Genomic DNA, 11,921 nt, shown 5'->3' on the forward strand with positions numbered 1-11,921 from the left:
GCAATCGGTAATTGTTATTCAAAAAAGCGCCTTAACAAATGCACTCAATCATAAATATATAACGGCTTTGTCCCTGATGGCGCGAAAATCTCTTTAAGATCAGTCGTCAAACTTGATGACAGTCTTTCCGCGCGTAATATCCATTGCAAGACGCGACAGTTCCTCCCGGACGGCAATGGGCATGATGCCCGCCATTTCAACACCGTCTGCCGTAAAATTCTCCTGTTTGATCATGACATTATCCACCGCCGCGAGACGCACCTTTAATAATGCATGATCGGAGAAATCGCAGGCAAGCGAAAAGCCCACCACCGGGATCACTTCCGTCTTTTCCGCCTGCCGCAGACATGTAGCGGCAGTGCCGCCATAAGCGCGCATCAGACCGCCGCTGCCCAGAAGAATACCACCGAACCAGCGCGTCACCACCACCACGATATTATCGAGCTTCTGGCCATCGATGGCTTGCAGGATCGGCTTGCCCGCAGTGCCGGTCGGCTCGCCATCATCGCTGAAACGGTAATTCTGTCCCATGCGCCAGGCCCAGCAATTATGCGTTGCTGCAAGATCGGAATGCTGCGTCAGAAATTCCTTTGCCGCCTGCTCGTTCGTCACCGGGCCGGCGATCGCCAGAAAACGACTCTTCCTGATTTCCTGATCGAAGGTTTCGATGCGGCTGATGGTGAACATGACGCCCCTGTGACTATTTTCCCTGCGGCCTAACATTTTACGTTGCGGATGACGACCCCTTGACGTTTACACGGCATTGCGCGGGAAGATCGGACGGTATAAGCCAATCTGGAAATGAGCCGCTATTTCATGCTCATATCCAGATGAGTTATCAGGAGATTCGCCGATGTTCGACTTGATCGTGAGAAATGCAAATCTGCCGGACGGGCGCGAAAAGCAGGACATTCTGGTCAAGGACGGCAAGATCGCCGACATCGTTGCATCAAATGGCGAGCATCAGGCACCCCGTGAAATCGACGCGACCGACCGGCTGGTGACGCCGCCTTTTGTCGATCCGCATTTTCATATGGATTCAACCCTCTCGCTCGGTATGCCGCGCCTCAATATGTCCGGAACGCTTCTGGAAGGCATCGCGGTCTGGGGCGAATTGAAGCCATTGCTCACCCGCGAGGCCATGGTCGAGCGCGCGCTGCGCTATTGCGATCTCGCCGTCAGCCAGGGCCTGCTTGCCATCCGCAGCCATGTGGATGTCAGCGATCCGCGCCTTCTGACCGCCGAAGCGATGATCGAGGTGCGCGAAAAGGTCAAACCCTATATCGATCTGCAACTGGTCGCCTTTCCGCAGGACGGTTATTACCGCTCGCCCGGCGCCATCGATCTGGTCAATCGTTCTCTGGATATGGGCCTTGATATTGTCGGCGGTATTCCGCATTTCGAACGCACGATGGCGGATGGCGCGGCGTCGCTGGAAGCACTGTGCCGCATTGCCGCCGAGCGCGGCCTGCCGGTCGATATTCATTGCGACGAATCCGACGACCCCATGTCGCGCCACGTCGAATCTCTCGCGGCGGAGACAGTGCGTTTCGGCCTGCAGGGCCGCGTTTCGGGGTCGCATCTCACCTCCATGCATTCCATGGACAATTATTACGCGACCAAGCTGATTGCGCTGATTGCAGAAGCGCAGATGAACGCAATCCCCAATCCGCTCATCAACATCACCCTTCAGGGCCGCGCCGACACCTATCCCAAGCGCCGCGGCATGACGCGCGTTCCAGAACTCATGGCGGCAGGCGTCAATGTCGCTTTCGGCCATGACTGCGTGATGGACCCCTGGTATTCGATGGGTTCAGCAGACATGCTGGAAGTGGGCCATATGGCGCTGCATGTCGCACAAATGACCACGATCGAGGGCAAGCGTCAGGTTTTCGATGCGCTCACCGTCAATTCCGCCAAGGCGCTGGGGCTTGAAGGCTACGGGCTGGCAAAGGGCTGCAATGCCGATTTCGTCGTCTTGCAGGCGCGCGATCCGCTCGAAGCGCTGCGCCTGAAGGCGAACCGTCTGGCGGTGGTGCGGCGCGGCAAGGTGATAGCCGAAAATCCGCAACGAGCCGCCACGCTGCATATTGAAGGGCGCCCAACGCTGATTGACGCCGCCGATTATGCGCCGGTGAACTGATCGAAACAACTTGAATTCAGGTGCATTTGGGCAAGAATGCAATTGTTGCCTGTGAAGCCTCGTGCTCAAATGCGAAGCCTTGGGTTCAGAAAGAAGCAACCGGACGCATGAGTATGCGCACCGACAAATCATAAGAGGGGTCCACATGACCGATAGAACCAGAAAATCCGCATTCACCCGGCGCGACATTCTCGCCATATCAGCCGCTATTGGCGCAACCGCTTTCACTTCCCGCGTCCTTGCCGCCGACGAAAAGCTCAAAGTCGCTGGCCTGCACGCTTCGCCGGTCGAAAATGCCTGGAACTCGCGCCTGCATGAAGCGCTCCAGCAGGCTAATGATGAAGGCGCAATCGAATATGTCTTTTCGGAAGGGATTTCAGCGAGCGATTATCCCCGCGCCATGCGCGAATATGCCGAACAGGGCATCAAGCTCATCGTCGGCGAATCCTATGCCGTCGAACGCGAAGCCCGGCAGGTAGCGGGCGATTATCCGCAAACCACCTTCATCATGGGGTCTTCCGGCAAGCCGCATGGCGAAAACTTCGGCGTCTTCGGCACCTGGAATCTGGAGTCCGTCTATCTTGCAGGAATGCTTGCAGGTTCGGTGAGCAAGACCGGGACCTTCGGCGCGGTCGGTGCTGTGCCGATCCCGGAAGTCAATATGCTTATCAACGCTTTCAGGGAAGGCATCAAGGAAACCCGCCCGGATGCCAAATTCATGGCCTCCTTCATCGGCACTTTCTTTGATCCGCCAAAGGCGCGTGAAGCGGGGCTTGCCCAGATCGACGCGGGCGCCGATGTCCTTCTGGGTGAGCGTATCGGGACGGCAGACGCTGCCAAGGAGCGCGGCATCAAGGCTGTCGGCTCGCTGCTCGACTACACGCCGCGCTATCCCGATACGGTCTTTGCCAATGCCATGTGGTATTTCCGCCCGATCCTCAATGCAGCGATTGCCGATGTGAAGGCCGGACAGCCGACCGGCAAGGACTACACCGACTTCAGCAAGATGAAGGAAGGCGGCAACGACATCGTCTATGTCAAGGGCGTCGCCACGGAGGACGCCGAAGCCAAAATGGAAGCGCGCCGCGCCGAGATCAAGGCCGGCACCTTCACTGTGGAGCCGAACACGGCAGAGCCCAGCTAAACAGCAACGGCATGGGGCGGCACAGATATGGCGAATGATATGAAGCAGCAGGACGCGACCGCGCTCGCCCAGGCGATTGGCAATGGCGACCTGACTGCCGGTGAAGCCATGGAAGCCGCCCTTGCCGCCGCAGAAAAATGGCAATCGCTGGGCGCGATTGCCCATCTTGATGCAGAACTGGGCCGCGCCAATGCGGCCCGCTCTCATGCACGAAATGCCCCCTTCGCAGGCGTTCCCGCGCTGTTCAAGGATCTGGGTGGCCCCTGTGCGGGCCTGCCGATCCGGCTTGGCTCGCGCGCATTTGCAAATGCCTCGCCGCAACTCGATTCAGAACTTGCCCATCGGCTGCGCGAAGCGGGGCTGAATTTCTTTGGCACAACGACCGTGCCGGAATTTGGCCTTGCGCTGGCCAGCGAACCGGCAAGCGGCCCGATTGCGCGCCACCCCTTTGACGAAACACTCTCGCCCGCAGGCTCTTCCGGTGGTGCGGCATCCGCCGTAGCGCGCGGCATCGTCGCCATAGCCCATGCGACCGATGCAGGTGGCTCCATCCGCGTGCCTGCTGCAACTTGCGGCCTTGTCGGCCTCAAACCCAGCCGTGGCGCCATGCCGTCGGGTCCGCATTTTGGCAATTATCTGGCGGGAATTGCCAGCGAATTCGCGCTTTGCCGCTCGGTTCGCGATGCCGCCACCCTTTTTCCGCTGCTTGCAGGCAAGGCGGAAGGTTTTCTTCCTGATCCCGAACTGGCCGCAGGCAAACTGCCGCAACATCTTCGCATTGGCATCATCACCGGCGATCTGGCCGACTGGCCTATTGCGTCCGAACGCATGCAGACCGTTGCCGGTGCGGCGCGCTTTCTGGAGGCGCAGGGACACACCATCAGCGAAATCGATGCAGAGAGCTTAGCGCCGCTGGTCGCTGCCAGTGCGCTTGCTTTCGACCGCATCATTTCGGTCAATCTCGCTTGCGCGGTCGCGGCACTCGCGCTTGATGAAGACAAGCTCGAACCGTTAACGTATGCCGTGGCCGAGCGGGGTCGCAACTTCAATGCAACGACACTTTACGAGGCGATGAATGGTGCAGTCGCCGCCACCCATAGCCTCTGGCAGATTTTCCACGACATTGATGTGCTGATAATGCCGATGCTTGGCCGCGCGCCGCTTCCGCTTGGTTCTTTCCCGATGGACCACAATGACGTGGAAGCGCATTGGCGCAAAATGACCGCCTTTGCGCCCTATGCGAGCTTAGGCAATATTTCCGGCTTTCCGGCGCTTTCACTTCCCTTTGGCGAGGATGCGGCGGGCCTGCCGCTTGCCATCCAGCTTATGGCCCCGATGGGTGCCGACAGGATGCTTCTAGCACTGGGCGGACGGCTGGAGGAAGACCAACGCTGGCAGCACAAATTTCCCGTAGCGGGGTTGAACCAATGAGCAGCACAGTTCTCGAACTGCAAAACATCACCAAGCGCTTTGGCGCACTGACCGCCAATGATGATATTTCGCTCAAGCTCGAACGCGGCGAAATCCTCGCTTTCCTTGGCGAAAACGGCGCTGGCAAGACCACACTGATGAATATTCTCTTCGGCCATTATGTGCCCGATGAAGGCCGCGTCTTTGTGAAGGGAGCGGAAATTCCGCAAGGCAAACCGCGCGCGGCCATCGATGCAGGTGTGGGCATGGTGCACCAGCATTTCACGCTTGCGCCCAATCTCACCGTTCTGGAAAACATCATCACCGGGACGGAAAGCCTGTGGAAGCTGAAATCTGACCGCGCCGGAGCGCACGCGAAAATTGCCCGGATTGCCGAGCGTTTCGGCCTCAAGGTCGATCCCGATGCGCGACTGGGCGACCTTTCTGTCGGCGAGCAGCAGCGCGTCGAAATTCTCAAGGCGCTTTATAATGACGCCGATATTCTGATCCTCGATGAACCGACCGCCGTTCTCACCACGCAGGAAGCCGAAGGGCTGTTCGCGACGCTGAAGGAAATGGCGCGGCAGGGGCTTTCGCTCATCTTCATTTCGCACAAGCTGCATGAAGTCATGTCGGCGGCGGACCGCATCGTCGTGCTGCGCGGCGGCAGGCTGGTGGCGGAGCGAAAAGCGCATGAAACCTCCAAGGAGGAACTGGCCGAACTCATGGTCGGACGCCGCGTATCGCGCCCCGCACGCGCCGCAGCAATGCCAGGGGAAATCCTGCTCGAAGGCCGCAACGTTACCCTTATCGAAGAGGGTATCGCCCGACTGTCCGAGCTCAATTTTCACGTTCGCGCAGGCGAGACGCTGGGTATTATCGGGGTTTCCGGCAATGGGCAGGCAGCGCTTGGGCGTCTTGTTTCCGGCCTGAGCCAGCCTGCCAGCGGAGCGCTATCCCTGTTCGGGCAGGAAGTCGCGCAATTCGACCCACGCCGCTTCGTAGCCCAAGGGGTTGGGCGCATCCCCGAAGACCGCAATGCGGAAGGCACGATCGGCGATCTGACATTATGGGAAAATGCCGTACTGGAGCGCATACGCGACCCGCAATTTTCCAATGGCCTGCTGGTCAATCGAAATGCAGCCCGCGAATTTACCGATCGTATCATCAAGGGTTTCGATGTGCGCGGCGGCACGCCCGACAGCCGCATCCGCCTGCTTTCGGGCGGCAATATGCAAAAGCTCATTTTAGGCCGCAATCTTGAAACCGCACCGCATATTCTGATTGCCGCGCAGCCCACGCGCGGTCTTGATGAGGGGGCGGTCGCAGCCATCCACCAGCGAATATTGGAGGCGCGCGCCAAAGGAACGGCGGTCCTTCTCATTTCCGAAGATCTCGATGAAATCATCGGCCTTGCCGACCGGGTGCAGGCCATCGTCAAAGGCCGCCTGTCGCCGCCCATCGATGCGGAAATGGCAAACGCGCAAAGGCTGGGGCTGATGATGGCTGGTGAGTGGCAAGGAGCTGAATTAAATGACGCGAAAGGGCTGAATTGATGCGCATCGAACGACGCGAAACAAGGCCCGTGATTTTGGTGACGACAGCGCCGGTCATCGCCGTTCTGACTGCTTTCGTCCTCGCCGGATTGCTGATTGCGAGCGCTGGCGCGCCGGTTTTCGAATCCTTCCGCCAGATCGCTATCGGCGCTTTCGGCAACCGCCTTTCGATCAGCGAAACGCTGACCCGCGCGACACCTTTGATGTTGACCGGACTTGCCGCTGCCGTTGCCTTCCGCTCGCGGCTGTGGAATATCGGGGCCGAGGGACAACTCTATATGGGTGCGCTCGCGGTCGTGGCTGTGGGTATGCAATTGCAACTCCCCACCCCCCTGCTGATCCCGATGCTGCTTCTTGCCGGTGCTGTTGCGGGAATGGTGTTCCTGCTCATCCCGCTTGGGCTGCGCTTGCGTTTCGGTGTCGATGAAGTGGTCACGACCCTGCTGTTGAATTTCGTCGCCGTGCTGTTCGTCTCAATGATGATCGAAGGGCCGATGAAAGACCCGCTGGCCTTCGGCTGGCCGCAATCAGAACCCGTGCCCGATGCCGCTGTGCTGCCCAAGATCATGTCAGGCATGCGCCTGCATATCGGCCTGCTGATCGCTATCGCGCTGGCCATCATTCTCTCCTATGTGCAAAAATATACGGTGTTCGGCCTCGAAACGAAAGCTGCGGGGCTTAACCCTCAAGCGGCCCGTTTTGCGGGCATTCCGCTGGGGCGCACCTTGATCAAGGTTGCCTGCATCTCCGGTGGTCTGGCCGGTCTTGCGGGCGCAGTGCAGGTGATGGGCGTCAAAGGCTATGTCACCACCGATCTGTCGCCCGGTTTCGGCTATTCGGGCATCATTGTTGCCATGCTCGCCAATCTCAATCCGATTGGTGCAATCTTCTCCGCGCTTTTTGCCGCCGCCATGTTTGTCGGCGCTGACGGCATGAGCCGCGCCATCGGTATTCCCTCTTTCATCGCCGATGTCACCGTGGCGCTGTCACTTCTCACCATGCTGGTCGCGCTGTTCTTCACCCAATACAGGATCGCCCGATGAACGAATTGATGGATATTCTGCTCTCGGCGGGCCTATGGGTTTCGGTTCTGCGCATTGCAACACCGCTGATTTTCGGCACACTTGGCGCGCTTTTTTGCGAACGGGCGGGCGTGCTCAATCTCGGCATCGAAGGCATCATGACCTTCGGCGCGATGATCGGCTGGCTGACCGTCTATAACGGCGCTGATTTGTGGGTGGGCGTGCTGGCGGCGGCGGCATCGGGCGCGCTGTTTGGCCTGCTCCATGCCGCCCTCACCGTTCCGCTCGGCCTGTCGCAGCATGTGGTGGGGCTTGGCATCACGCTTCTTGCATCGAGCCTCTCCTATTTTCTGTTCCGCCTTCTGGTGCCGCTATCCTCGACGCCGCCGACCATCGTGCCGTTTCAGCCGGTCAATCCGTCATGGCTTGCGGAGATTCCCTTTATCGGGCAGGTACTGGGAACGCAGACAGCGCTGACATGGATTGCAATTCCGCTTGCCCTTTTGCTTGGGTATATGTTGTTTCGCACACCGCTCGGCCTTGCCATCCGCATGACCGGCGAAAACCCGCATGCCGCCGAAGCGCAGGGCGTCAACCCGATCCGGGTGCGCATCTTCACCATCATGTTCGGCAGTGCGCTGATGGCGGTCGGCGGGGCGTTTCTTACGCTTTCAGCCTTCAACAGTTTCTTCCCGACCATGATGCAGGGGCGCGGCTGGGTTTGTATCGCGCTGGTGGTCTTTGCCTCATGGCGACCAGCGCGTGCGCTTTTCGGCGCATTGCTGTTTGCTCTTTTCGACGCGTTCCAGCTTCGTCTGCAAACCGTCTATGGCAAGGCGGTGCCCTATCAGCTTTTCCTGATGATCCCCTATATCATGTCGATTGTGGCGCTGGCCGTCATGGCGCGGCGAGCGCGCGTTCCGCAGGCGCTCATGCAGCCCTACAGGCGTGGCGAACGCTAAAGCGCGTCGCGATCTTTCAGATTCACTCCTTGCGCTTCAAGTTGTTGTTTTTACGCATGTCGTTATCCCGAAACCGGTTCCCACTTTCGGGCGACATGCTCTAACCCACAAAAGAAACGGCGCCCGAAGGCGCCGTTTTATTTTAGAGTGGTTCCTGTTTATACGAAATCGCCGGAACCACTCTAAGCTTTTATTTATCGCATTATCCGACGCAAAACCGCTTCACACTTTTGCTGGAAATGCTCTGATTTATGCCGCGTTGGAGCGGGACTTTTCGAAGCGCTTGCGGTCGTTCGGGTCGAGGTAGAGCTTGCGCAGGCGGATCGACTTGGGCGTCACTTCCATCAGTTCATCGTCCTGAATCCACGACAGCGCACGCTCCAGCGTCATGCGGATCGGCGGCGTCAGCTTGACTGCCTCATCCTTGCCGGATGCGCGCATATTCGTCAGCTTCTTGCCTTTGAGAACGTTCACTTCCAGATCGTTATCACGGGTATGAATGCCAACGATCATGCCCTGATAGACCTTCGTGCCCGCGTCGATGATCATCGGGCCGCGATCTTCCAGATTGAACATGGCGTAAGCGACCGCCTCGCCCTGATCGTTGGAAATCAGCACGCCATTGTTGCGTCCGCCGATCTCGCCCTTATGCGGCTGATATTCGTGGAACAGGCGGTTCATGATCGCGGTTCCGCGCGTATCGGTCATCAGTTCGGACTGATAGCCGATCAGGCCGCGCGTCGGTGCATAAAACACCAGACGAACCCGGTTGCCGCCGGACGGACGCAACTCAACCATTTCTGCCTTGCGTTCAGACATTTTCTGAACAACGGTGCCGGAATATTCTTCATCGACGTCGATGACGACTTCTTCAACGGGCTCAAGCATCGTGCCGTCTTCAGCTTTCTGCAACACGACGCGCGGACGCGAAATGCTAAGCTCAAAGCCTTCGCGGCGCATGTTTTCGATCAGAACCGCAAGCTGCAATTCACCGCGACCGGAAACATAGAACGAATCCTTGTCTTCCGATTCCTCGATCTTGAGGGCAACCGAGCCTTCCGCTTCCTTGAGCAGCCGATCACGAATGACGCGGCTCGTCACCTTATCGCCTTCCGTGCCAGCCAGCGGGCTGTCATTGACGATAAAGGACATGGTCACGGTCGGCGGATCGATCGGCTGCGCCTTCATCGGCACATTGATCGAAGGATCACAGAACGTATCGGCAACAGTGCCTTTGGAAAGACCGGCAATGGCAACAATGTCGCCTGCCATGCCTTCTTCAATCGCTGTACGCTCCAGACCACGGAAAGCAAGAATCTTGGAAACACGGCCGGTTTCAAGCACTTTGCCTTCCTGATTGAGAACCTTGACAGCCTGGTTCGGCTTCAATGTGCCCGAATGAATACGACCAGTGATAACGCGACCGAGGAACGGATCGGCTTCCAGAATGGTGCCGATCATCGAGAACGGGCCTTCGGCAACGGTCGGTGCCGGAACATGCTTGATGATCAGCTCAAAAAGCGGAGCCAGCCCGCGATCGGACGGGCCTTCGGGATTTTCGGCCATCCAGCCGTTGCGGCCCGAACCATAAAGGATGGGGAAGTCGAGCTGTTCGTCATTGGCATCGAGCGCTGCGAACATATCAAAGACTTCGTTGACCACTTCCTGATGACGCGCATCGGCGCGGTCAATCTTGTTGATGGCCACGATGGGGCGCAGGCCGAGCTTGAGCGCCTTGCCGACGACGAATTTCGTCTGCGGCATCGGCCCTTCGGCGGAGTCGACGAGAACGACAACGCCGTCGACCATGCTCAGGATACGCTCGACCTCACCGCCGAAATCGGCGTGACCCGGCGTATCCACGATATTGATACGCGTATCTTTCCAGACCGCCGATGTCGCCTTGGCCAGAATCGTGATGCCGCGTTCACGTTCGATGTCACCCGAATCCATCATGCGTTCAGCAACGCGCTGGTTCTCACGGAACGAACCGCCTTGTTTGAGGAGTTCATCGACCAATGTGGTTTTGCCATGATCGACGTGTGCGATAATGGCGATATTACGCAATTCCATATCAGGATCACTTCTGTATGAGTTGGGAGCCGCGCCTGTGTGTTCGCGCGGAAAAGCAATGCGGCGCTCTTACAGGTTTTTTTGCCTTTTAGAAAGGGGCAGCGTCAAACCGCCCCTTATTTCTATGGCAAATAGCCTGTTAATGGCGTTTTATCCTGTCAATCTGACAGTTTTTTGTCAGATCCGCCTATAAGAGCGTTCCAGACAGGATCAGCATCGCCACGCTGAAATAAATCACCAGTCCGGTGACATCAACCAGCGTCGCAACAAATGGTGCGGATGCGCTTGCCGGGTCGAAGCCCAGCCTTTGCAGGATGAAAGGCAGCATCGATCCCGTAACCGAGCCGAAAGTGACGATACAGACCAGCGCCATGCCGATAGTTGCCGCAACGAGCACCCAGTGCTCGCCATAATCGTAAATGCCCAGCACCTGCCAGGCAAAGATACGGATTACGCCGATCAGGCCAAGAAAACTGCCCAGCACGAGACCAGAGGGCACTTCACGCAGCGCGACACGCCACCAGTCCCTGAGCTTTACTTCCTGCAAGGCGAGCGCGCGGATGATCAGCGATGTCGCCTGCGAGCCGGAGTTGCCGCCCGAAGACATGATCAGCGGAATGAACAAGGTCAGCACCAGCGCCTTTTCGAGCTGTAGTTCGAAATGCTGCATGGCGCTCGCGGTCAGCATTTCGCCGAGGAAAAGAATACCCAGCCAGCCCGCGCGCTTCCTGATCATCTCGCCAAAGCCGATGCGCATATAAGGCTTGTCGAGTGCTTCCATACCGCCGAAACGATAGGCATCCTCACTGGCTTCCTCGGTCATGGCGTCGAGCACATCGTCAACGGTCACGATACCGATAAGGTGCCGGTTGCTGTCCACCACCGGAACCGCCAGCAGGTCGTGCTTGCGAAACAGCCGCGCAACATCCTCGCGGCTCGTCTGCGCCGAAATGGTGATCGGCTCATCGTCGCGCGCAATCGACAGGATCGGCTCGGACGGCTCACGGATGATCAGGCGGCGCAGGCTTACCACGCCCAGCAGAACCCGGGTCTTGGGATCGAGCACATAGATGGCATAGACCGTCTCGCGCGTGCGTTCCACCTTGCGGATATGCTCAAGCGTCTGGCCGACATTCCAGTTCGAGGGCACGGCGATGAATTCGATGGTCATGAGGCTACCGGCCGTATTTGGCGGGTAGTCCATGAGTTTTTTCAGCGCTGTGCGGGTTTCGGGCGCCAGCAGCGGAAACAGATAGGCGCGCTGTTCGTCGTCCATTTCCTGGAAAACGTCGGTAGCGCGGTCGGCCGACATGCCGTCCAGCAATTTGCAGGCAAGGTCGGGGGAAAGGGTCGTGATGATTTCGGCTGCATGTTCCAGTTCGGGCTGGTCAAGCAGACGAACCGCATCATCATGCGAGAGCTGGCCGATAACAGCGATTGCATCATCGGCATCCAGTTCATTGACGATCTCGACTGCATCGCCGGTGCGAATATCAGCGAGACGGCTTGCAATCGCAGCCGCAGGGAGATTGGCCACATCAAGAACTTCCGGGGAGAAGTCGGTGTTGGTCATAGGCTTGCCTTTCTGTCGATCCGCCGTCGAAGGCAGAC

9 protein-coding genes are annotated in these 11,921 nt (G+C 58.3%); 6 read left to right on the forward strand and 3 right to left on the reverse strand.

Features of this window, described 5'->3' with window-relative positions; all coding sequences use genetic code 11:
• Nucleotides 1-99 precede the first annotated feature (99 nt).
• On the reverse strand, nucleotides 100-687 hold the full coding sequence (locus tag DKP76_RS12180) for an IMPACT family protein (RefSeq protein WP_109707016.1): 588 nt from the start codon (nucleotides 685-687) through the stop codon (nucleotides 100-102).
• A gap of 166 nt (nucleotides 688-853) precedes the next feature.
• Between DKP76_RS12180 and DKP76_RS12185 the strand changes: the two genes are divergently transcribed.
• The 6 genes from DKP76_RS12185 (at nucleotide 854) to DKP76_RS12210 (ending at nucleotide 8,237) form a co-directional block, all read left to right on the forward strand.
• Nucleotides 854-2,143 carry an amidohydrolase family protein gene (locus DKP76_RS12185; protein WP_109707018.1) on the forward strand — a complete coding sequence of 430 codons (1,290 nt, stop codon included), beginning with the start codon at nucleotides 854-856 and terminating at the stop codon, nucleotides 2,141-2,143.
• A 145-nt stretch (nucleotides 2,144-2,288) separates the two neighbouring features.
• Nucleotides 2,289-3,287 (forward strand): BMP family protein, encoded by a 999-nt coding sequence (locus DKP76_RS12190; protein ID WP_109707020.1) that lies wholly within the window; start codon nucleotides 2,289-2,291, stop codon nucleotides 3,285-3,287.
• A 27-nt stretch (nucleotides 3,288-3,314) separates the two neighbouring features.
• Complete coding sequence (locus DKP76_RS12195; protein ID WP_109707022.1) at nucleotides 3,315-4,718, forward strand: amidase; 1,404 nt, start codon at nucleotides 3,315-3,317, stop codon at nucleotides 4,716-4,718.
• Nucleotides 4,715-6,253 (forward strand): ABC transporter ATP-binding protein, encoded by a 1,539-nt coding sequence (locus DKP76_RS12200; protein WP_109707023.1) that lies wholly within the window; start codon nucleotides 4,715-4,717, stop codon nucleotides 6,251-6,253. The genes DKP76_RS12195 and DKP76_RS12200 overlap by 4 nt, the downstream gene beginning before the upstream one ends.
• Nucleotides 6,253-7,296 carry an ABC transporter permease gene (locus DKP76_RS12205; RefSeq protein WP_109707025.1) on the forward strand — a complete coding sequence of 348 codons (1,044 nt, stop codon included), beginning with the start codon at nucleotides 6,253-6,255 and terminating at the stop codon, nucleotides 7,294-7,296. The genes DKP76_RS12200 and DKP76_RS12205 overlap by 1 nt, the downstream gene beginning before the upstream one ends.
• Entirely contained in the window at nucleotides 7,293-8,237 is a 945-nt protein-coding gene (locus tag DKP76_RS12210) for an ABC transporter permease (protein WP_109707027.1), read from the forward strand. The genes DKP76_RS12205 and DKP76_RS12210 overlap by 4 nt, the downstream gene beginning before the upstream one ends.
• Before the next feature lie 249 nt (nucleotides 8,238-8,486).
• Here the strand turns inward: DKP76_RS12210 and typA are convergent, their stop codons facing one another.
• Complete coding sequence (gene typA / locus DKP76_RS12215; protein ID WP_109707029.1) at nucleotides 8,487-10,310, reverse strand: translational GTPase TypA; 1,824 nt, start codon at nucleotides 10,308-10,310, stop codon at nucleotides 8,487-8,489.
• Nucleotides 10,311-10,497: 187 nt separating this feature from the next.
• A complete protein-coding gene (gene mgtE, locus DKP76_RS12220) occupies nucleotides 10,498-11,883 on the reverse strand; it encodes a magnesium transporter (RefSeq protein ID WP_109707031.1) in 1,386 nt (461 codons plus the stop codon).
• Nucleotides 11,884-11,921 lie beyond the last annotated feature (38 nt).

It is taken from the genome of Falsochrobactrum shanghaiense, from assembly GCF_003149535.1.
Classification (GTDB): domain Bacteria; phylum Pseudomonadota; class Alphaproteobacteria; order Rhizobiales; family Rhizobiaceae; genus Brucella; species Brucella shanghaiense.